We start from the raw sequence: 18,989 nt of genomic DNA, 5'->3' as shown, positions 1-18,989 counted from the left end.
CATTCGGAGAATAGTCAAGATGCGTGTCACCCAGTGTCTTACCGCTCTCGCTGCGCTGGCCGCGATCGGTTCCGCCGTGCCGCTTCAGGCGCGCGACCACCTGACCGGCGAAGCCAAGCTCGCCAAGCTGCTCGAAGGCCGCACCGCCGGCAAGCCGGTCGATTGCGTGCCGATCACGCAGATCCGTTCCAGCGAGATCATCGACCATACCGCGATCGTCTATACAGGCAGCAACGGCACGCTGTACGTCAACCGGCCGAGCGGGGTGAACTTCCTCGACGACGACGACATCCTGGTCAGCGAGCCGCACAACGGCGAAGCCTGTCGGATCGATATCGTGCGGCTGATCGACCGTGGCTCCCGCATGCCGAGCGGGTCGATCGGGCTCAACGATTTCGTGCCCTATCCTCGCCCGCCCAAGCCGCCCAAGGCGGGCTGAACGCGAACCTCTTATTCCGCGGCGTAGCGCGCCGCCGTTTCGCGGATCAGCGCGATCATGTTGGGGATGCCCTGCGTCCGATTCGAACTGAGCTGGTTGCCGAGATCGAACGGGGCGAGCGCCCCGGCGATGTCGGTGGCGTTGATCGCCTGCGCCGATCGGTCCTGCACGGTCAGGAGCACCAGCGCGATGATGCCCTTAGTGATGGCGGCGTTCGAATCGGCGAGGAAGTGGAGCGTCCCGTCCTCGCGTCGCATCGGATAGACCCACACCGAGGCGGAGCAGCCGCGCACCAGCGTGGCGTCGGTCTTGAGCGGATCGGGCATCGGTTCCAGCGCCTTGCCAAGATCGATCAGCAGCCGATAGCGATCGTCGGGTTCGAGGAAGCTGTATTCGTCCTGTAGTTCGGCGAGTGTGGTCATGGCGGTGGCGGTAACGGGGCGGGGCGGGGACGTCCACAGGGTTCGAGGCGACCAGGGCAGTTCCCCGGCCTCCGCCGGGGATGAGCATTAAAGATCCACCCCCGCCGCGATCGCCTCCAGCTTGCGGATCCGTTCCTTGAGGTCGGCGATCTCGATGCGTGCGCTGGCGTTGGGCAGGGCAGGCGCGGTGCGGTCGCCCGGATGCTGCTGCAATTCCTGCTGCTTGAGCGCCAGCCAGCCGCGCCAGCCGGTCAGCGTGGCGTAGGTCAGCATCGCCAGCCCGGCGAGCGCGCTTGCCGCCATCGTGAGGTAGAAACCCGGGTCGGTCATGATCCCTGCTCCTGTGGGCATGAAGGTCACTTCTCGCGCAGCCGCTCGATCTCGCGATCGAGGCGGGCACTGCTGGTGTCGGCGTCGGTGGCGAGGCGTTCGAGCACGGCGATCCGCTCCTTCAGACCGCGCAGTTCGTCGCGCAGCCGCTCGTTCTCGGCCTTGCCCGCGCCGTCGTCACGGAAGGCGACGCTCTCGCCGGGCTTGCTGTGGACGACGCCGTAGCGCGCCATGACCACGCGACCGACCGTGATGACGACGATGATGGCGACGACCATTTCAAACGGGTTCATGCGGAAAACTCCCCTGATGCTGGAGCGATGTTACTGCGCGTGCGGCTGCGCGGCGAGCCGTTCCTGGCGGCGGCGTGGGCGATCGACGCTTTCGGTGGCGAACACGCCGGTCGCGGTCGCGGCGGCGAGGACGAGGAGGAAGCCGGTGAGGAACATGGGCGTACCTTTCCTGGCGCTGCGGCGGGGGCCGCGCGCTGGTGCGATTTGAGGTTTCGGGAGGGTGGAGGCGGGCGGCTCAGGGGAGCGCGCGCAACGCCTCGATTTCGCGCGAGGTGCGCTCGGCCGGGTCGGTGGCGATGCGTTCGAGCACCGCGATCCGCTCCTCGAGCCGGCCGATCTTCTGCGTCAGCCGCTCGTTCTCGGCGCTCAGCAACTCGGTCTGGCGGTCGCTCGACAACCGGTCGCGATCGTCGCGCTTGGCATCATCGAGCGGGTAGCCGTGCCTGGCGCGAACCCAAGTGTTGAACACCCGGCTCAGCGGCCAGATCGTGATGGCGGCAAGCGGTACGAGCATTCCCCAGGTGGACGACATGAGAGGTGATCCTGTTATCGGTTCGAGATGATGGCGGACGATCAGCGCAGGCTGTCGATCTCGTCGGCGAGGCGGGTGTTGCGGCTGGTGTACATCGTCTCGATGTCGCCGAGCCGGCGGTCGATGTCGCGGAACTTCGAGCGGACCTCCGCAGTCGAGCGAGTCGGGTTGCTGCGCACGCCCTGCCAGAATTTCTGGTCTTCCGGGCTTTCGTACAATCCGTAAGGCTTGGCATCCGCCATCCAGGCGACGAGGCCATAGGCGATCAGCGTCCAAGGGAAGCCGCCGACGATCGTCAGCACGACGATGCCGACGCGGACCAAAGTGACGTCGAGGCCGGTATAATCGGCAATCCCCGCGCAGACGCCCAGCCATTTGCGGTTCTGCTTGTCGAGGTAGAATTTGGTGCGGCTCGCGCTCATGGGTCAGTTCCTCTTGGAAAGGTCGTAGGATGGGCGCGGCTCGTGCGGCACGCCCGGGCGCCAGTCGGGATGATCGGCGGCGACGATGCGTTCGATCGTCTGGAGCCGATCCTCCAGCCTGCGGGCGAGCAGGTGGAGTTCGTCGAGCAGCTTCTCGTCCTCGTTGGTGATCTTGGGCGCCTGCTTCCACTTGGTGATGTAGTGCAGGATCACCCACGGCATGCCGATAAACAGGACGGCGCAGATGACGATGGGGAGGAAGACGTCCTCCATCTCAGCCCTCCTTGCCCATGCGGGCCTTCAGTGCGGCGAGTTCGGCATCGACCTTGTCGGCGGACTTCAGTTCGGCGATCTCCTCCTCGAGCGACTTGGGCGCGGCGCCGAACCCGGCTGCCTCCGCGCGGCCCTCGGCCATGTCGACGCGGCGGTCGAGCATGTCGAAGCGCGAGAACGCGTCCTGCATGCGCGGCCCGTTGACCATCTCGCGCAGCTTCACGCGGTTGTGTGCGCTTTCGAGCCGGGTGACGATCTGGTTCTGGCGGGTACGCGCCTCGCGCAGCTTGGTCTGGAGCTTGTTGATGTCCTCCTCCGAAGCGCGCAGCGCCTCGTCGAGCACCGCGATTTCCTGCTCGAGCTGATCGGCCATGTCGGCGGCTTTCTGCTTCTCGACCAGCGCGGCCTTGGCGAGATCCTCGCGGTTCTTGGACAGCGCCAGCTCGGCCTTCTCGGTCCAGCTATCCTGAAGCTTGCCGAGCTTTTCGATATGGCGGCGCATCTCCTTCTGGTCGGCGATGGTCCGCGCGGCGGAGGCGCGGACCTCGACCAGGGTCTCCTCCATCTCGAGGATGATCATGCGGATCATCTTCGAAGGGTCTTCCGCCTTGTCGAGCAGGTCGGTGAAATTGGCGGCGATGATGTCGCGGGTTCGGGAGAAGATGCCCATAACCAAAAATACTCCTTGGTAAGCAGGAAAAGCGGTGGTGTACCCTCACAGCTTTGCAGGGTCCGTGCCAATTTTCAAAACGGCGGATTTGCGGGCTTTCCTGAACGGATTGGCAGCTTGCGCGCCGCACGCTCTTGCCAAGCGTTGGGATTTTACGCCAAGCCTTGGCAATGGAGCGCACTACCCAGGTCATCGGCCAATCCGGCCCGTTTCTCGACGCGCTGGAGCGTGCCAGCCGCGCCGCCGCGCTCGACCGCCCCGTTCTGGTGATCGGCGAGCGCGGCACCGGCAAGGAATTGGTGGCCGAGCGGCTCCACCGGCTCAGCCCCCGCTGGGACCAGCCGCTCGTCATCATGAACTGCGCGGCGCTGCCGGAGACGCTGATCGAGGCCGAGCTGTTCGGGCACGAGGCGGGCGCGTTCACGGGCGCGACCAAGGCGCGGCAGGGGCGGTTCGAGGAGGCGCATGGCGGCACTTTGTTCCTCGACGAACTCGGCACCTTGTCGATGGCGGCGCAGGACCGGCTGCTCCGCGCGGTCGAATATGGCGAGGTGACGCGGATCGGCTCCTCGCGCCCGCTCCGCGTCGATGTGCGCATCGTCGCCGCCACCAACGAGCATTTGCCCGACAAGGTGATGCGCCACCAGTTTCGCGCCGATCTGCTCGACCGGCTGTCGTTCGAGGTGGTGACGCTGCCGCCCTTGCGCGCGCGCACTGGTGACGTGCCGGTGCTGGCCGAACACTACGGGCGCCGCATGGCCTCGGAAATGGGGCGGCTCGACTGGCCCGGTTTCTCGCGCGAGGCGATGGCGGAGCTGGTGGCGTATGACTGGCCCGGCAATGTGCGCGAGTTGCGCAACGTGGTGGAGCGCGCGGTGTATCGCTGGGAGCGCGATACGCCCATCGACGCGATCGAGTTCGATCCGTTCCAGTCGCCGCATCGGCCGCGCTCGGCACAGGGCGGGGCGATGGTGGTGGAGGCGGCGTCTGCACCTGCGGCCCCCGCGCTGCCGGCCGAAGACGAACCCGGCGACTTCAAGGGGCGCATCGCCAAGTTCGAGCGCGACCTGCTCAAGAAGGCGATGGCCGAGCATCGCTTCAACCAGCGCGCCACTGCCGATGCGCTCGGGCTGAGCTACGATCAATTGCGCCACGCGCTCAAACGGCACGGGTTGATCTCGGCCGGGGCGTAACTCCCATGGTCGCCCCGGCGCAGGCCGGGGCCGCTGTGTAGTTTGCGACTCGACTGCTCAAACGATGAGCCTACCCCAACCGTCACCCCAGTGAACGCTGGGGTCTCTCGCGGCTCTCTCGCGCGTCATCATGGAGAGACCTTAGCTTTCGCTGGAGTGACGTAAAGCGCGGAGTTGCGAACGGCTCGCAGTAAGTATCTGCGATTCATTCTCAATTCCGAATCGGTTGCGTAATAATCCCGGCGGACCCATTTCCGGGCGACAGGCGTTTGCCCGCTGATCCTGAACGTCTCTCAAGGAGGATATCCTATGGCTTTCGAACTTCCCCCGCTTCCTTTCCCCAAGGATGCGCTTGCGCCGACCATGTCCGCCGAGACGTTCGACTTCCACCACGGCAAGCATCACAAGGCCTATGTCGACAAGACCAACGGCTTCGTCACCGAAAAGGGTCTGGAGGGCAAGTCGCTCGTCGAGGTCATCAAGCATGCCAAGGAAACCGGCGACAAGGGCCTGTTCAACAACTCGGCGCAGGTTTGGAACCACACCTTTTTCTGGAACTCGCTGACCCCGAACTACGCCGCGCCGACCGGCAAGCTGGCCGAGATGATCGAGCGCGATTTCGGCTCGACCGAGGCGTTGGTGAAGGCGCTGGTCGCCGAATCGACCAACCATTTCGCGAGCGGCTGGGGCTGGCTGGTGCTGGAGGGCGACAAGCTCAAGGTCACGTCGCTGCACGACGCCGACACGCCCGTCGTCTATGATTACAAGCCGCTGCTGACGATCGACGTGTGGGAGCACGCCTATTACATCGATTACCGCAACGCGCGTCCGGGCTATCTCGAAGCGCTGACCGGCAAGATCCTCAACTGGGAATTCGCCGCGCAGAACCTCGACGGCGAGGGCGTGAGCCGGGCCGACCAGCAGGGCTAATCGCACCGTCGACAGGAAGAGGGGCCGGGAACCGTGGGGTTTCCGGCCCTTTTTCTTATCTGCACGTCGCCCCGGCGCAGGCCGGGGCCGCTCTGTTTGGGCGGGTGGCTTTCAAACAACCCGACGACCCCGGCATGCGCCGGGGCGACGTAAAGTTCACGCAGAGGCGCAGAGGGCGCAGAGATCCGACCCTGCTTGGCGAGGCGAGCGGCCACCTCAAGCGCAACACCTCGGCGTCCTCCGCGCCTCTGCGCGAACCCAATTTCGTGTCTGCGTTTAGGATGTGTCACGCGGAGGCACGGAGGCGCAAAGAGGTTGCGGGTCGGGCCGCTGTCAGCGTTCGGGCCGCGAGATGATCGGATCACGCGTGGGGCAAAGGCCTTTGCCCCACGCGTGATCGTGCCTGATGCTCACCCCTCCGGCGGGACGACCGGCGGCTTGTCGTCGCCGAGCGTCAGGCCGTGCTTCATCAGCATCGGTACGTTCGCCATCGCGAACACCAATGTGATGATGACGCAGCCGGGGAATTTGTACCACAGCCACGCATTCCACCCGGCATCCTTGCCCCAGGCGGCGAGCGTACCGCGCCACACCGCCTCGTTGGCGATCGCCATCGCCACGAAGAACACCGCCCAGTTGCGCGTCAGCTTGTGCCAGCCCGCCGCGTCGAGCCCCGGATAGGCGGTTTCGAGCAGTTGCTGGAGCAGCGGTCGCCCGGTCAGCCAGCCGAACAGCAGGATGCCCCCGAACAGCGCATAGACGAAGGTCGGCTTCATCTGGATGAACTGCTGGTCGTGGAAATAGATGGTCAGCCCGCCGAACACGAGCACCAGCACGCCCGTGATCCACAGCATCGGCGAGATCGAGCCGAGCTTGATCTGCGAGAACAGCAGCGCGGCGACCTCCGCGATCATGAACGCGATCGTCGCCGCGACCGCCTTCGCCACGGTCGGGCCGGGTGCGAGGTAGTTGACCGCGAAGAACACCAGCAGCGGCCCGTAATCGACCGCCATGCGCAGCATCGGCGCGTTGACCGGCTTCTTATCCACGGCTGCGTACTCCATCGACGCCGGCGATGATCCGCGAGACTTCGTTGGCATCGAACGGACGCAGATCGCCCATACCCTCGCCGACGCCGATCGCGTGGATCGGCAGCCCGTATTTCTCCGCCGCCGCGACGAGGATGCCGCCGCGCGCCGAGCCGTCGAGCTTGGTCATGACGAGCCCGGTCACCCCCGCCATCTCCTTGAACACTTCGATCTGGCTGAGCGCATTCTGCCCGGTGGTCGCATCCAGCACCAGCAGCACGTCGTGTGGAGCCGCCGGATTGAGGCGACCGAGCACGCGGCGGATCTTGGCGAGTTCGTCCATCAGCTCGCGCTTGTTCTGGAGCCGGCCGGCTGTGTCGACGATCAGCACGTCGGTGCCGATCGCGGTCGCCTGCTTGACCGCTTCGTACACGATGCCCGCCGCATCGCCGCCTTCCTTGCCGCTGATGATCGGCACACCCGCGCGTTCAGCCCAAGTGGCGAGCTGGCCGATCGCGGCGGCGCGGAACGTGTCGCCCGCCGCGAGCATCACCGCGTAGTCCTGCTCCTTCAGCCAGTGCGCGAGCTTGGCGATGGTGGTGGTCTTGCCCGACCCGTTGACGCCGATGACGAGGATCACCTGCGGACGCGGGAAGGCCTCGATCTCGAGCGGCTTGGCGACGCGCTCCAGTACCTTCTCGATCTCCTCGGCGACGGTCAGGCGGATGCCGAGATCCTCCATGTCGCGCTCGAAGATGCCGCCGGCGAGCCGGTCGCGGATGCGTGCCGAGGTTTCGGGGCCGAGGTCGGAGGCGATCAGCGCTTCCTCGATGTCGTCGAGCGTCGCGTCGTCGAGCGGCGCGGTGCCGAGCCCGACGAGGTTGCCGATCAACCGATCCGAAGTGCGTTTGAAGCCGCCGAGCAGGCGCTCGTGCCAGCCGGGGGTGGTGCTCATGCTGTGGTTTCCAGAAGCCTGATCCCCGGCGACGGCCGGGGTCCGGTCGGGGAGGTTGCGGTAATGGAGCGCAATGCGCCGTTACCGCCGTCCCCCAACTGGACCCCGGCCTGCGCCGGGGAACCAATGAGTGTTGTGCCGTCGACCGAGCCGATCACGACACGCTGAAGAGAACCGATCTCGGCGCGCGGCATCCGCACCTCGGCGAAGTTGCCGGCATGGCCCCGGTCGCCCGGCCGCTCGACCAGCACGTCCTGCGTGCTGCCGACCAGCCCGCGCAGCCACGCCGCCTTGCGCGCTGCCGCCGCCGCGCGCAGCTCGGCCGCGCGCGCCTTGCGGACCGCATCCGGCACCTGCGGCATCCGCGCGGCGGGTGTGCCCGCGCGCGGCGAATAGGGGAAGATGTGCGCGTGGACGATGTCGCAATCGTCGATCAGCGCGCGCGTGCCGGCGAACATCGCCTCATCCTCGGTCGGGAAGCCCGCGATCAGGTCCGCGCCGATCGCGATCTCCGGCCGTGCCGCCTTGAGCCGCGCGACCAGCGCCACTGCCTGTGCGCGGCCGTGGCGGCGCTTCATCCGCTTGAGGATCATGTCGTCGCCTGCCTGAAAGGAGAGATGGACATGCGGCATCACGCGCGGCTCGTGCGCGATCAGGTCGAACAGCCGATCGTCTATCTCGACCGAATCGAGCGATGAGAGCCGCAATCGCGCCAGCCCCGGCACGTGCGCAAGAATCCGCTCGACCAGCATCCCGAGCGACGGCGCGCCGGGCAGGTCGGGGCCATAGCTGGTGAGATCGACCCCGGTCAGCACGACCTCGCGGTAGCCAGCCTCGACCAGTGCGGCGATCCGCCCGATCACGCCGCCGGCCGGGACCGACCGGCTGTTGCCGCGCCCGTAGGGGATCGCGCAGAAGGTGCAGCGATGGTCGCAGCCGTTCTGCACCTCCACGAAGGCGCGGGCGTGCGCAGCGAAGGCGCTGGCGAGGTGCGGCGCGGTGTCGCGGACCGCCATGATGTCGCCGACCTGCACCTTTGCATCAGCCTTCCAAGCTGATTGCGTCAGTTTTTCCGCATTGCCGATCACGCGATCGACTTCGGGCATCGCCGCGAAGCTTGCGGGGTCGATCTGCGCCGCGCAGCCGGTCACGACGATCTCCGCCGCCGGGCGCTCGCGGCGCGCGCGGCGGATGGCGGCGCGCGTCTCGGCGACGGCGCTGTTGGTGACGGCGCAACTGTTGACGACCACCGTATCGCGGTCACCATCGCGTTCGTCGGCGAGCAGCGCGCGGATCGTCTCGCTCTCGGCGATGTTGAGCCGGCAGCCCAGGCTGACGATGTGAGGATCAGCCATACGCGTGGCCGGGGCGGTCGATCATGCGCGGTGATCTAGGGACAGGCGAGGCCGATGTCCATTCTAGCGCGACGCGCGGCGTGGATCGAAGCCGATCGGTGCACCAGGCTGACGCACCAGCCCGCGCGCGGCGAGCAGGCTGCGCGTACCCGCGACGCTCGCCGGTCGCCCGTAATGATGGCCCTGGCCGCGTGCACACCCCAGCACCCGCAGCCGCGTCGCCACGTCGTCGCTCTCGATGCCGACCGCAGTCGTGGGCAGGTTGAAGCAATCGCCGAGCCGCGCGGCCGCGGTGACGATCGCGCCATGATCGGGGTCGCTCATGCTGCTCACGAAGGCGCGGCTGATCTTGATGCGGTCGAACGGCGCCGCACGCAGATGCGCGAGACTGGAGAAGCCGTTGCCGAAATCATCCAGCACGAGCCCGACGCCCTGGTTCTTCAGGCTGGCGAGGGTCGACTGGACAAGCGGCAGATTGTCGAACAACGCCGCCTCGGTCACTTCCACCTCAAGCCGGGTGGCGGGGAAGGACGCCTCGGTCAGCACCTTGATGATCTTCTGTGCGAGCCACGCATCCTGCAACTGGCGCGGCGAGAGGTTCACCGACAGCGTCAGCGCCGCGTCCCAGTCGCGCGCCGCGACGAACGCCTGCCGCATCACCGACAACGCCAGATCGGCGATCATCCCGGTGTGCTCGGCGATCGGCACGAACGCGGCCGGCAGCACGAGCGTACCGTCGGGCTTCTCCCAACGCGCCAGCACCTCGAAACCGCACAGCCGGCCACTCACCAGATCGATCTGCTGTTCGAAATAGGGGGCGATCTCGTGGCGGTGGATCGCCCCGCGCAGGTTCGCTTCCAGCGTTGCGCGGGCCTCCTCGGCGCGCTCCATCGACTGATCGAACCAGGCGAAGCGGTTACGCCCGGCTTTCTTCGCCGCATACATCGCGGTGTCGGCGGCACGGAGCAGCGCGTCGATGCTGGCGCACCCCTGATCCGACCGTGCGACCCCGACCGAGGCGCTGATGTTGAGCACCAGCCCCTCGCACCGGAACGGCTGGGCAAGCTTGCTGATGGTACGCTCGACCACGCGTTCGACCGGGCCGGGGTGGCCTGCATCGAACAGGAAGGCGCAGGCGAACTCGTCCCCGCCGATCCGCGCGGTGAGCGCACCGCTCGGCATGGCTCGGGCGATCTCCCCGGCGACCTGTGCGAGCAGCGCGTCGCCGATTGGATGGCCGTGCAGATCGTTGACCGCCTTGAAATGATCGAGGTCGATCATCATCAACGCCACCGCCTTGTAGCGTCGCTGGGCCTGCGCATAGAGCGCCGCGCCTTCTTCCGCGAGGCTGCGGCGGTTGAGAAAGCCGGTGAGCGGATCGCGCGCGGCAAGCTGGTGCGCGCGCTCCTCGGCGGCGGTGCGCACCGCCACTTCGGTGGAAAGCTCACGGTGGCGACGCCAGCCGAACAGGATCAGCGCGACGTTGAGCAGCAGCGCGATCACCAGCGTCTGATCGACCTGTGGGCCGCCGGACAGCCCCGCGCTCAGCACCCGCGACAGCACGACGCTGCCGATCGCGACGAACAGCAGCGTCGCCGACACTGTGATCGTGCCGATCCAAAGATCGTGGCGAGGCGGCGTCTTCGTGTCCTTTCCGTCCTCGCGGTGCTTCAAACGCATTCCAACCTGCCCCGCAAAATCGTCGCCGGACTATGCCGACAAGCCGTGTATTTCGGGTTAAGCACCGGTGACTTGCGGTTTATGCGGGAAGCCGTTAAAGCGCGCCGCGAACGTCTCCTGCATGGGATTCGTAAAAGGCTCGCCCCGAGGGGTAACGCCGGCCGACGAGGTTTCGTCCGCCGGCGTCTTTTGCGTTTCTCGAGGCGGGTGAGCGTTCGAAGTGGAAGGTTTGACGATGTTCGACAGTCTCAGCGATCGTCTTGGCGGTGTGTTCGATCGGTTGCGCGGCCGTGGTGCGCTGACCGAGGCGGACGTGCGCGCCGCGATGCGCGAGGTGCGCGTCGCGCTGCTCGAAGCGGACGTCGCGCTGCCGGTCGCGCGCGAGTTCGTCGACAAGGCGACCGAGCTTGCGGTCGGTCAGAACGTGCTGCGCTCGGTCACGCCGGGGCAGCAGGTCGTCAAGATCGTCAACGACGCGCTGGTCGAGATGCTCGGCGGTGCGGACGGCGGCAATGCGGCCGAACTCGACATCGGCGTCACCCCGCCCGCCGTCATCATGATGGTCGGCCTGCAAGGCTCGGGCAAGACGACGACCACGGCCAAGATCGCGCGGCGGCTGTCGAACGGGCAGGCCGGACGCGAGCGCAAGAAGGTGCTGATGGCGTCGCTCGACGTCAATCGCCCGAACGCGCAGGAACAGCTCGCGACGCTGGGCACGCAGACCGAAGTGGCGACGCTGCCGATCGTGCCCGGTCAGCAGCCGGTCGATATCGCGCGGCGCGCGCTCCAGGCGGCGAAGCTGCAAGGTTACGACGTGCTGATGCTCGACACGGCGGGCCGTCTCCACGTCGATCAGGCGCTGATGGACGAGATGCGCGCCGTCGCCGACGTCGCCAAGCCGAACGAGATCCTGCTCGTCGTCGATGCGCTGACCGGGCAGGACGCGGTCAACGTCGCGACCAGCTTCTCCGAACATGTGCCGCTCACCGGCGTGGTGCTGACCCGCATGGACGGCGATGCGCGCGGCGGTGCGGCGCTGTCGATGCGCGCCGTCACCGGCAAGCCGATCAAGTTCGCCGGCACCGGCGAGAAGATGGACGCGCTCGAGCCGTTCCATCCTTCGCGTGTGGCGGGCCGCATCCTCGGCATGGGCGACGTGGTCAGCCTCGTCGAGCGCGCCGCCGAGACGATCCAGCAGGAAGATGCCGAGAAGATCGCGGCGCGGCTCGCCAAGGGTGAGTTCGATCTCAACGATCTGCGCGCGCAGCTCCAGCAGATGCGCAAGATGGGCGGCCTCGGCGCGCTCGCGGGGATGCTGCCGGGCTTGAAGAAGGCGCAGGGCGCGGTCGAACAGGCTGGCGGCGACAAGGTGCTGATCCACATGGATGCGATCATCGGCTCGATGACCGCAAAGGAGCGCGCCAAGCCCGAACTGCTCAACGCCAAGCGCAAGATCCGCGTCGCCAAGGGCGCGGGACTGACCGTGCAGGAGGTCAACAAGCTCCTCAAGATGCATCAGGAGATGGCGGGCGCCATGAAGAAGATCCGCAAGATGGGCGGGTTAAAGGGCATGGCGGCGATGTTCGGCAAGGGCGGTCTCGGTGGTGGTGGCATGGGCGGGCTCGGCGGGGCTGGCGCGCCGGATATCGGCAGCCTGATCGGCGGCAACTCGGGTGGTCTGCCTGGGCTGGGCGGCGGGCAAGCCAAGCTGCCGCCGGGCTTCGAGAATTTGATGAATCGCAAGAAGAAGTGATCGCGGCTGCGCCGATCGCGCAGTCTCAAACAACCGTTCCGGCACGCGCCGGAGCATCGGAATGAAGAAGAAGGAAACAGTTTAAATGGCACTCAGCATTCGTTTGTCGCGTGGCGGCTCCAAGAAGCGTCCTTACTACCGCATCGTCGTGGCGGACGCACGCAGCCCGCGTGATGGCAAGTTCATCGAGAAGATCGGCACGTACAACCCGCTGCTCGCCAAGGACGACGAGAAGCGCATCGTGCTCGACGCCGAGCGTGCCAAGCACTGGCTCGGCAACGGCGCGCAGCCGACCGACCGTGTCGCCCGCTTCCTCGACGTCGCCGGCGTGAAGGAGCGCGCAGCGCGCAACAACCCGAACAAGGGCAAGCCCGGCGAGAAGGCGACCGAGCGCGCTGAGGAACGCGCCACCAAGCTGGCGGAAGCCGAGGAAGCCGCCAAGGCAGCCGCAGCCGCTCCCGCCGAGGAAGCGCCCGCTGAAGAGGCTTCGGCCGAAGCGTAATGGCTGGAGATCGCCCCGTCACGCTGGCCGTCATCATCGGCGCGCATGGCGTGACGGGCGAAGTGCGGCTCAAGGTCTTCACCGAGGATCTTGGCCGCTACACGACGCTGAGCGCCAAGTCCGGCGTCGCGCTGACGCTCAAGTCGGCGCGGCCCGGCAGCAACGGCACGATCGCGCGCTTCGCCGAAGTGACCGATCGCAATGCCGCCGAGGCGCTTCGCGGCACCGAACTGACGGTGCCGCGATCGGCGCTGCCGCCGCTTGAGGACGGCGAATATTATCATGCCGACCTGATCGGCCTGCCCGCCGTCTCCACGACGGGCGAGGCGCTCGGCCTTGTCGTGACGGTCGAGGATTTCGGCGCGGGCGACGTGATCGAGATCGAGCGACCGGCGGTGGACGGCAAGCCGGGCGCGCGTTTCATGGTGCCGATGAACGCCGATGCTGTTCCCGAATGGGGCGAGGATCGGCTCGTCGTCGACGCTGCGTTCGTCGTGTGAGTTCCTTCGCCGCCACCATCCTCACGCTGTACCCGGATATGTTTCCGGGCCCGCTTGGCCACTCGCTCGCCGGGCGGGCGCTGGCGGAGGGGCGGTGGAGCCTCGACGCGCGCAACATCCGCGACTTCGCGACCGATCGCCACCGCACCGTCGATGACACGCCCGCAGGTGGCGGCGCGGGGATGGTGTTGCGCGCGGACGTGCTGGCTGCTGCGATCGACAGCGTCACAACCGGCGCGCCGCTGCTGGCGATGACGCCGCGCGGGCGGCCGCTCACGCAGGCGCGCGTACGTGATCTTGCGAGCGGTCCCGGCGTCACCATCCTGTGCGGGCGGTTCGAAGGGTTCGACGAGCGCATCTTCGAAGGCCGCAGGATCGAGGAAGTCTCAATCGGCGACTATATCCTGTCGGGCGGGGAAATGGGGGCGCTGGTGCTGCTCGACGCTTGCATTCGGCTGCTTCCCGGCGTAATGGGCGCGCCTTCCAGCGGGGATGACGAGAGCTTCGAAAGCGGCCTTCTCGAATATCCGCATTATACCCGACCTTATGAATGGGAAGGGCGCACGATCCCCGAAGTGCTGCGATCGGGGGATCATGCGAGGATCGCGGCCTGGCGAAAGCACATGGCCGAGACCGAGACACGGCTACGGAGGCCGGACCTTTGGGAACGTCACGAGGGCGTTCGGGTCAAGCCTCCCTCTGGCGCGCGGCGACAGACTAAGGACGCATGAGATGAATCTCATCCAGACGATCGAAGCCGAGAACATCGCAAAGTTTCTCGAATCGAAGAAGATCCCGGAGTTCCGCCCCGGCGACACGCTGAAGGTCGGCGTGAAGGTGGTCGAAGGCGACCGCACCCGCGTCCAGAACTACGAGGGCGTGTGCATCGCGCGCTCGAACAAGGGCATGGGTTCGAACTTCACCGTGCGCAAGATCAGCTTCGGTGAGGGCGTGGAACGCGTGTTCCCGCTGTATTCGCCGAACATCGACAGCATCGAAGTCGTCCGCAAGGGCGCGGTGCGTCGTGCCAAGCTGTACTATCTGCGCGGCCGCACCGGCAAGTCGGCGCGTATCGCCGAGCGCCGGGACAACCGTCCGGCCAAGGGCACCGTCGCCGCCGAATAAGCGGAGACGCCCACTCAGGCATCAGGAAAGGGCGCGGGAGCGATGCTCCGGCGCCCTTTTTTCTTGTTACGGCCCCGATGCGCTGATAACGCGCGCCTTAGTTGGGGAGTAGCATCCGGCCGAGTGCCGGGGGCGTGTCAACACACTTGCGCCTGCGTGGCGCATGGCACGACCAGCGGGCATACCGCCTTGCGAGACCAGCACGCTCCAAACCGCACCGGCCGGCATGGGGTGTGCTGTCGCGCGTCCGGTGGATAGTGTCATGAGCCCCGTTTCCATTGCGATCCTCTCCCTCAGCATGTCCGCGGATGCGTTCGCGGCCGCGATCGGGCGCGGCGCCGCGCGGCGGCCGAGCGTCGGTGGAGCGGTGCGCAACGGGCTCGTCTTCGGCGTGATCGAGGGGGTGACGCCGCTGCTCGGCTGGCTGGTCGGTTTCGCGACCAGCGCCTATGTCGCGGCGATCGACCACTGGATCGCGTTCGTGCTGCTGGGTGTGGTCGGCGGCAAGATGATCTGGGAGGCGATCCGCCGCGACAGCGAGCGCGGCGATCAGGGTGAGGAGGGCAACGGCGTCTGGTCGCTGATCCTCACCGCGATCGGCACCAGCATCGATGCGGCGGCGGTCGGCGTGTCGCTCGCGCTGCTCGACGTGCCGATCGTGGTGGTGGCGGTGTCGATCGGCTTCTCCACCTTCGTGATGGCGACGATCGGTCTGCTGATCGGTCGCGCCGTTGGGGGACGGTTCGGCGCGGCGGCGGAACTGCTGGGCGGCGTGGCGCTGGTGTTGATCGGCACCGGCATCCTGCTCGAACATCTCGGCTATCTGCCGGGCTGAGCGCCGCAGCCGTGTTGTGTTTGCAAGACACGACCGCCGCGCATAGAAGCGCGGCGATGAGGGCAGGGACATGAACGACGTGTCGATGACGACCGCTGCCGAGCCGGACGGCGCGCCCCGTATCGCGGTGCTCGACATCCTGCGCGGGGTGGCGATCCTCGGCATCCTGTTCATGAACATCAACGACATGGGGCAATCTTTGTTCGCCTCGTTCGACGACATCCGCCATCTCGGCTGGAGCCCGAGCGACCGCGTCGCCTGGATCTGCCGCGAGGTGTTGGCCAACGGCACCGCGCGCTGCCTGCTCGAGATGCTGTTCGGGGCAGGTATGGTGATCCTCACCACACGCGCGGCCGAAGCGGCGGGGCAGTTCGAGGTGCTGGGGCACTATTATGCGCGCAACCTGATCCTGCTAGCCTTCGGGCTCGTCCACGTCTTCATCCTGTTGTGGCCGGGCGATATTCTCCACACCTACGGCATCGCCGCGCTCATCGCGTTCCTGTTCGTGCAACTCCCGGGCGAGTGGCTGGTGGTGATCGGGCTCAACCTCGCGGCGATCACCTTGGTGTCGGGAGCGGCCGACCTCGCGACGGTGGCGCAGCGCCGTGCGACTTTGGCCGGCGTTGCGGTGAAACAGCATGCGGGCGAACCGCTCGATGCAGCCGACCGGGCCGCAGTCGTCGCGCAGACCGCGGACGATGCGCGCAAGGCCAGGATGAAGCGCACGCTCGCCGCGCAGGTCGTCGCGGAGGACACCGCGCGGCGTGGCACCGCGTTAAGCTGGGCGCAGGCTCAGTGGCATACGTTCGCGGTGATCGAGGGTTACGGGCTGGAGCTGCTGTTCGTGTGGGAGGCGGCCTCCACCATGCTGATCGGCGCGGGGCTGTTCAAGCTCGGCATCTTGCAGGGCGGGCGGTCGCGGCGGTTCTACGCACGTCTCGCGCTCGCCGGTTATGCGGTCGGCATCACCCTTCGCGGGGTTGCGGCGTGGCAGACGATGCGGTTCGACACCGCGCCCGGCATCGGCGACGCGACCGCCGAGGTGGCGCGGCTGGCGGTGACGCTTGGCCATGTCGGCGCGATCAACTGGCTGGTGACGACGACGCTCGGCGCGCGGCTGCTGCGGCCGTTCATGGCGGCGGGGCGGACCGCGCTGACGCTGTACATCGTGCAGACCCTCATGTGCCTGTGGGTGCTGTTTCCACCGTTTGCGCTGGCACTGTACGGCAAGCTGACCTGGGGACCGTTGATGGTGGTGGCGCTGCTGATCGATGCGGTGCTGCTGTGGGCCGCGAACCTGTACCTGCGGCATCTCGATATCGCGCCGGTGGAATGGGCATGGCGCTCTCTGGTCGAGGGCCGGCGCTTGCCATGGCGGCGGCGTCCGACCGCCTGACCGCCCAAGCGGCAGCCCCTTTACGTGCCGCGCGGCGACCGCGATAAGGCCGCTCCCGCCTGCCGTTCGCGCAGGCGATGTCGACCTGTGAGATGCGGAGATGATGTTTGCGAAAAGGCGCTTTGCTAGCCGGGATGCTGTTGTCGGCCGCATCGGTTCCGCTGATGGCCGCTGAACCCGCGCCGCCCGTGCAGGGCGCCCAAAGCGAGCCGCTGACGCTGTCGCGCGTGTTCGGCAGCCCCGATCTTGCCGGGCCGCAGCCGCGCGCGCTGAAGCTCTCGCCCGACGGCCTGTTGCTCACCTCGCTGCGCCCGCGCGCCGACGAGAAGGAACGGCTCGACCTGTGGGCACGCGACACCCGCACCGGCGCGGAACGCATGCTGGTCGATTCGCGGAAAGTCGGCAGCGGCGCGGAACTGTCCGAGACCGAGAAGATGCAGCGCGAGCGGGCGCGCATCGCCGGCAGCAAGGGCATCGTCGCCTATGATTGGGCGCCCGACGGCAAGTCGATCCTCGTGCCGCTCGACGGCGATCTCTATCTCGCCGGTCTCGATGGGCAGGTGCGGCGGCTGACCGATCAGCCGGGCGGGCAGCTCAATCCCGGCGTCTCGCCCCGCAGCGGCTTCGTCAGCTTCGTGCGCAACCAGAACCTGTACGTCCAGCCGCTCGCCGGCGGCGCGCCGCGCGCGCTGACGCAGGACGGCGGCGGCACCGTGCACTGGGGCGAGGCCGAGTTCGTCGCGCAGGAGGAAATGCACCGCTTCGCCGGCTATTGGTGGTCGCCGGACGAACGCCGCATCGCGGTCGAGCGGTTCGACGAAGCGCCGGTCGGCGTCGTCACCCGCGCGGCGATCGGCGCGAACGGGACCAAGGTGTACGACCAGCGCTATCCGGCGGCGGGTACGCCCAACGCGTTGGTCGACCTCTACGTGGTCGGGCTGGACGGCAAGCAGGTGAAGGTCGATCTCGGCGCCAACCGCGACATCTATCTCGCCCGCGTCGACTGGACGCCCGATGGCTCCGCTTTGCTCGTCCAGCGCCAGAGCCGCGACCAGAAGACGCTCGACATGCTCAGCGTCGATCCCGCGACCGGCGCGTCGAAGGTGTTGTTCACCGAGAAATCCGGCACGCGAAGCTGGCTCAACCTCAGCGATGCGTATCGGATGCTTGATGACGGCGGCCTGATCTGGTCGTCGGAGCGGACCGGCTACCGCCAGCTCTACCGCTACGCCAACGGCAAGTGGACCGCGCTGACGCATGGCGACTGGGTGGTGCAAGCGCTGATCGGTGTCGATCAGGCGGCGGGCAAGCTCTACTTCGTCGCCAACAAGGACGGCCCGCTCGAACAGCATGTCTATGCGCTCGATCTCAAGCATGGCAACGCGATCACCCGCCTGACCGAGGCCGGCTATTGGAACACCGCGACGATGGATGGCGCAGCGAGCCGCATCATCGTCACGCGCTCCAGCCCCGACCAGCCGCCGCAGACCTACCTCGCCGATACGGCGGGCGCACGGCTGGCGTGGATCAACGAGAATGCGGTGGTGCCGGGCCATCCTTACTACCCGTACCGCGCTGCGCACCGCGAAACGCAGTTCGGCACGCTCAAGGCCGAGGACGGCACCACGCTCTATTACGAGATGATCACCCCGCCGCTGGTGCCCGGCAAGAAATACCCGGTGTTCTTCCAGCATTACGGCGGCCCCGGCACCGGCCAGCAGGTCACGCGCGGCTGGGGCGGCCCGCTCGCACAGTATCTGGTGCAGCACGGCTATATCTTCTTCCAGATCGACAATCGCGGCTCGTTCAACCGCGGCAAGGCGTTCGAGGACCAGATCTACCGCGCGATGGGGACGGTCGAAGTAGCGGACCAGTTGGCGGGCGCTAAGTTCATCAAGAGCCAGCCGTTCGTCGATCCGAACAAGGTGGCGATCTACGGCTGGTCCTATGGCGGCTACATGACGCTCAAGATGCTGGAGGCGAACCAGGGCGTCTATGCGGCGGGCGTATCGGGCGCGCCGGTGACGAAGTGGGAACTCTACGACACGCATTACACCGAACGCTATATGGGCAGCCCCACCAAGGATGCCGCCGCCTATGCCAAGTCCGACGCGCTCGGCGATGCGGTGAAGATCGCCGATCCGCTGCTGCTGGTGCATGGCATGGCCGACGACAACGTCGTGTTTGAGAACTCGACCGCCTTCGCCGCCGAGATGCAGAAGAACGATCGCCCGTTCGAGATGATGTTCTACCCCGGCTACACCCACCGCGTCGGCGGGCCGGGGATCAGCGAGCATCTGTGGCACACGATCCTCAATTTCCTCGATCGCAACGTGAAGGACAAGTAATCGCGGCG

At 67.0% G+C, this 18,989-nt stretch carries 23 protein-coding genes; 11 read left to right on the top strand and 12 right to left on the bottom strand.

Annotated elements, in window-relative coordinates; genetic code table 11:
- Positions 1-19 precede the first annotated feature (19 nt).
- Positions 20-439, top strand: coding sequence for a hypothetical protein (locus AC3ANX_RS10710; protein ID WP_488333272.1), 420 nt, complete (start codon positions 20-22; stop codon positions 437-439).
- Positions 440-450: 11 nt separating this feature from the next.
- Here the strand turns inward: AC3ANX_RS10710 and AC3ANX_RS10705 are convergent, their stop codons facing one another.
- The 8 genes from AC3ANX_RS10705 to pspA all read right to left on the bottom strand — a co-directional run bounded on the left by AC3ANX_RS10705 (position 451) and on the right by pspA (position 3,381).
- The gene (locus AC3ANX_RS10705; protein WP_488333271.1) at positions 451-861 is read right to left on the bottom strand and encodes a SufE family protein; all 411 of its coding nucleotides are present in this window, start codon (positions 859-861) and stop codon (positions 451-453) included.
- Between the two features lie 87 nt (positions 862-948).
- On the bottom strand, positions 949-1,191 hold the full coding sequence (locus AC3ANX_RS10700) for a hypothetical protein (protein ID WP_488333270.1): 243 nt from the start codon (positions 1,189-1,191) through the stop codon (positions 949-951).
- A 26-nt stretch (positions 1,192-1,217) separates the two neighbouring features.
- Complete coding sequence (locus AC3ANX_RS10695; protein WP_488333269.1) at positions 1,218-1,484, bottom strand: hypothetical protein; 267 nt, start codon at positions 1,482-1,484, stop codon at positions 1,218-1,220.
- Between the two features lie 30 nt (positions 1,485-1,514).
- Positions 1,515-1,640 carry a hypothetical protein gene (locus AC3ANX_RS10690; RefSeq protein ID WP_488333268.1) on the bottom strand — a complete coding sequence of 42 codons (126 nt, stop codon included), beginning with the start codon at positions 1,638-1,640 and terminating at the stop codon, positions 1,515-1,517.
- Positions 1,641-1,719: 79 nt separating this feature from the next.
- The gene (locus AC3ANX_RS10685) at positions 1,720-2,016 is read right to left on the bottom strand and encodes a hypothetical protein (RefSeq protein ID WP_488333267.1); all 297 of its coding nucleotides are present in this window, start codon (positions 2,014-2,016) and stop codon (positions 1,720-1,722) included.
- Positions 2,017-2,057: 41 nt separating this feature from the next.
- Positions 2,058-2,438, bottom strand: coding sequence for an envelope stress response membrane protein PspC (gene pspC, locus AC3ANX_RS10680; RefSeq protein WP_488333266.1), 381 nt, complete (start codon positions 2,436-2,438; stop codon positions 2,058-2,060).
- 3 nt (positions 2,439-2,441) lie between these two features.
- Entirely contained in the window at positions 2,442-2,711 is a 270-nt protein-coding gene (gene pspB, locus AC3ANX_RS10675; RefSeq protein ID WP_488333265.1) for an envelope stress response membrane protein PspB, read from the bottom strand.
- A gap of 1 nt (position 2,712) precedes the next feature.
- A complete protein-coding gene (gene pspA / locus AC3ANX_RS10670; protein ID WP_488336930.1) occupies positions 2,713-3,381 on the bottom strand; it encodes a phage shock protein PspA in 669 nt (222 codons plus the stop codon).
- A 170-nt stretch (positions 3,382-3,551) separates the two neighbouring features.
- Between pspA and pspF the strand changes: the two genes are divergently transcribed.
- Both pspF and AC3ANX_RS10660 read left to right on the top strand, forming a co-directional pair.
- Positions 3,552-4,574, top strand: coding sequence for a phage shock protein operon transcriptional activator (gene pspF / locus AC3ANX_RS10665; protein WP_488333264.1), 1,023 nt, complete (start codon positions 3,552-3,554; stop codon positions 4,572-4,574).
- Between the two features lie 309 nt (positions 4,575-4,883).
- Positions 4,884-5,504 (top strand): superoxide dismutase, encoded by a 621-nt coding sequence (locus tag AC3ANX_RS10660; protein ID WP_488333263.1) that lies wholly within the window; start codon positions 4,884-4,886, stop codon positions 5,502-5,504.
- Positions 5,505-5,914: 410 nt separating this feature from the next.
- Here AC3ANX_RS10660 and AC3ANX_RS10655 read toward each other — a convergent pair whose 3' ends face one another.
- The 4 genes from AC3ANX_RS10655 to AC3ANX_RS10640 all read right to left on the bottom strand — a co-directional run bounded on the left by AC3ANX_RS10655 (position 5,915) and on the right by AC3ANX_RS10640 (position 10,522).
- A complete protein-coding gene (locus tag AC3ANX_RS10655) occupies positions 5,915-6,553 on the bottom strand; it encodes an inner membrane-spanning protein YciB (protein ID WP_488333262.1) in 639 nt (212 codons plus the stop codon).
- Positions 6,546-7,487, bottom strand: a complete 942-nt coding sequence (gene ftsY, locus AC3ANX_RS10650; protein WP_488333261.1) for a signal recognition particle-docking protein FtsY — start codon at positions 7,485-7,487, stop codon at positions 6,546-6,548. Before ftsY ends, AC3ANX_RS10655 begins: the two co-directional genes overlap by 8 nt.
- Positions 7,484-8,842 carry a tRNA (N(6)-L-threonylcarbamoyladenosine(37)-C(2))-methylthiotransferase MtaB gene (gene mtaB, locus AC3ANX_RS10645; protein ID WP_488333260.1) on the bottom strand — a complete coding sequence of 453 codons (1,359 nt, stop codon included), beginning with the start codon at positions 8,840-8,842 and terminating at the stop codon, positions 7,484-7,486. The genes ftsY and mtaB overlap by 4 nt, the downstream gene beginning before the upstream one ends.
- A gap of 63 nt (positions 8,843-8,905) precedes the next feature.
- The gene (locus AC3ANX_RS10640) at positions 8,906-10,522 is read right to left on the bottom strand and encodes a putative bifunctional diguanylate cyclase/phosphodiesterase (RefSeq protein ID WP_488333259.1); all 1,617 of its coding nucleotides are present in this window, start codon (positions 10,520-10,522) and stop codon (positions 8,906-8,908) included.
- 235 nt (positions 10,523-10,757) lie between these two features.
- Between AC3ANX_RS10640 and ffh the strand changes: the two genes are divergently transcribed.
- The 8 genes from ffh to AC3ANX_RS10600 all read left to right on the top strand — a co-directional run bounded on the left by ffh (position 10,758) and on the right by AC3ANX_RS10600 (position 18,981).
- Positions 10,758-12,275: a signal recognition particle protein gene (gene ffh / locus AC3ANX_RS10635; RefSeq protein ID WP_488333258.1), complete on the top strand. Its 1,518-nt coding sequence runs from the start codon at positions 10,758-10,760 to the stop codon at positions 12,273-12,275.
- An 85-nt stretch (positions 12,276-12,360) separates the two neighbouring features.
- Positions 12,361-12,777, top strand: coding sequence for a 30S ribosomal protein S16 (gene rpsP / locus AC3ANX_RS10630; RefSeq protein WP_488333257.1), 417 nt, complete (start codon positions 12,361-12,363; stop codon positions 12,775-12,777).
- Positions 12,777-13,277: a ribosome maturation factor RimM gene (gene rimM / locus AC3ANX_RS10625; protein WP_488333256.1), complete on the top strand. Its 501-nt coding sequence runs from the start codon at positions 12,777-12,779 to the stop codon at positions 13,275-13,277. The genes rpsP and rimM overlap by 1 nt, the downstream gene beginning before the upstream one ends.
- A gap of 38 nt (positions 13,278-13,315) precedes the next feature.
- Positions 13,316-14,008 (top strand): tRNA (guanosine(37)-N1)-methyltransferase TrmD, encoded by a 693-nt coding sequence (gene trmD / locus AC3ANX_RS10620; RefSeq protein ID WP_488336929.1) that lies wholly within the window; start codon positions 13,316-13,318, stop codon positions 14,006-14,008.
- A 1-nt stretch (position 14,009) separates the two neighbouring features.
- Entirely contained in the window at positions 14,010-14,402 is a 393-nt protein-coding gene (gene rplS, locus AC3ANX_RS10615; protein ID WP_488333255.1) for a 50S ribosomal protein L19, read from the top strand.
- A 262-nt stretch (positions 14,403-14,664) separates the two neighbouring features.
- Positions 14,665-15,237, top strand: a complete 573-nt coding sequence (locus tag AC3ANX_RS10610) for a manganese efflux pump MntP (protein WP_488333254.1) — start codon at positions 14,665-14,667, stop codon at positions 15,235-15,237.
- 70 nt (positions 15,238-15,307) lie between these two features.
- Positions 15,308-16,633, top strand: coding sequence for a DUF418 domain-containing protein (locus tag AC3ANX_RS10605; protein ID WP_488333253.1), 1,326 nt, complete (start codon positions 15,308-15,310; stop codon positions 16,631-16,633).
- A 164-nt stretch (positions 16,634-16,797) separates the two neighbouring features.
- Positions 16,798-18,981: a S9 family peptidase gene (locus tag AC3ANX_RS10600; RefSeq protein WP_488333252.1), complete on the top strand. Its 2,184-nt coding sequence runs from the start codon at positions 16,798-16,800 to the stop codon at positions 18,979-18,981.
- The last annotated feature ends 8 nt before the right edge of the window (positions 18,982-18,989 follow it).

Source organism: Sphingomonas sp. BRN-1R (genome assembly GCF_057748035.1).
This window is presented reverse-complemented; position numbering and strand designations above follow the sequence as displayed.

What these genes read in the sequence shown, in the direction of transcription:
- AC3ANX_RS10710 (WP_488333272.1), top strand. Translation starts at nt 20, where the DNA reads ATGCGTGTCACCCAGTGTCTTACCGCTCTCGCTGCGCTGGCCGCGATC.
- AC3ANX_RS10705 (WP_488333271.1), bottom strand. Translation starts at nt 861, where the DNA reads ATGACCACACTCGCCGAACTACAGGACGAATACAGCTTCCTCGAACCC.
- AC3ANX_RS10700 (WP_488333270.1), bottom strand. Translation starts at nt 1,191, where the DNA reads ATGACCGACCCGGGTTTCTACCTCACGATGGCGGCAAGCGCGCTCGCC.
- AC3ANX_RS10695 (WP_488333269.1), bottom strand. Translation starts at nt 1,484, where the DNA reads ATGAACCCGTTTGAAATGGTCGTCGCCATCATCGTCGTCATCACGGTC.
- AC3ANX_RS10690 (WP_488333268.1), bottom strand. Translation starts at nt 1,640, where the DNA reads ATGTTCCTCACCGGCTTCCTCCTCGTCCTCGCCGCCGCGACCGCGACC.
- AC3ANX_RS10685 (WP_488333267.1), bottom strand. Translation starts at nt 2,016, where the DNA reads ATGTCGTCCACCTGGGGAATGCTCGTACCGCTTGCCGCCATCACGATC.
- pspC (WP_488333266.1), bottom strand. Translation starts at nt 2,438, where the DNA reads ATGAGCGCGAGCCGCACCAAATTCTACCTCGACAAGCAGAACCGCAAA.
- pspB (WP_488333265.1), bottom strand. Translation starts at nt 2,711, where the DNA reads ATGGAGGACGTCTTCCTCCCCATCGTCATCTGCGCCGTCCTGTTTATC.
- pspA (WP_488336930.1), bottom strand. Translation starts at nt 3,381, where the DNA reads ATGGGCATCTTCTCCCGAACCCGCGACATCATCGCCGCCAATTTCACC.
- pspF (WP_488333264.1), top strand. Translation starts at nt 3,552, where the DNA reads ATGGAGCGCACTACCCAGGTCATCGGCCAATCCGGCCCGTTTCTCGAC.
- AC3ANX_RS10660 (WP_488333263.1), top strand. Translation starts at nt 4,884, where the DNA reads ATGGCTTTCGAACTTCCCCCGCTTCCTTTCCCCAAGGATGCGCTTGCG.
- ftsY (WP_488333261.1), bottom strand. Translation starts at nt 7,487, where the DNA reads ATGAGCACCACCCCCGGCTGGCACGAGCGCCTGCTCGGCGGCTTCAAA.
- mtaB (WP_488333260.1), bottom strand. Translation starts at nt 8,842, where the DNA reads ATGGCTGATCCTCACATCGTCAGCCTGGGCTGCCGGCTCAACATCGCC.
- AC3ANX_RS10640 (WP_488333259.1), bottom strand. Translation starts at nt 10,522, where the DNA reads ATGCGTTTGAAGCACCGCGAGGACGGAAAGGACACGAAGACGCCGCCT.
- ffh (WP_488333258.1), top strand. Translation starts at nt 10,758, where the DNA reads ATGTTCGACAGTCTCAGCGATCGTCTTGGCGGTGTGTTCGATCGGTTG.
- rpsP (WP_488333257.1), top strand. Translation starts at nt 12,361, where the DNA reads ATGGCACTCAGCATTCGTTTGTCGCGTGGCGGCTCCAAGAAGCGTCCT.
- rimM (WP_488333256.1), top strand. Translation starts at nt 12,777, where the DNA reads ATGGCTGGAGATCGCCCCGTCACGCTGGCCGTCATCATCGGCGCGCAT.
- trmD (WP_488336929.1), top strand. Translation starts at nt 13,316, where the DNA reads ATGTTTCCGGGCCCGCTTGGCCACTCGCTCGCCGGGCGGGCGCTGGCG.
- rplS (WP_488333255.1), top strand. Translation starts at nt 14,010, where the DNA reads ATGAATCTCATCCAGACGATCGAAGCCGAGAACATCGCAAAGTTTCTC.
- AC3ANX_RS10610 (WP_488333254.1), top strand. Translation starts at nt 14,665, where the DNA reads ATGAGCCCCGTTTCCATTGCGATCCTCTCCCTCAGCATGTCCGCGGAT.
- AC3ANX_RS10605 (WP_488333253.1), top strand. Translation starts at nt 15,308, where the DNA reads ATGAACGACGTGTCGATGACGACCGCTGCCGAGCCGGACGGCGCGCCC.
- AC3ANX_RS10600 (WP_488333252.1), top strand. Translation starts at nt 16,798, where the DNA reads ATGGCCGCTGAACCCGCGCCGCCCGTGCAGGGCGCCCAAAGCGAGCCG.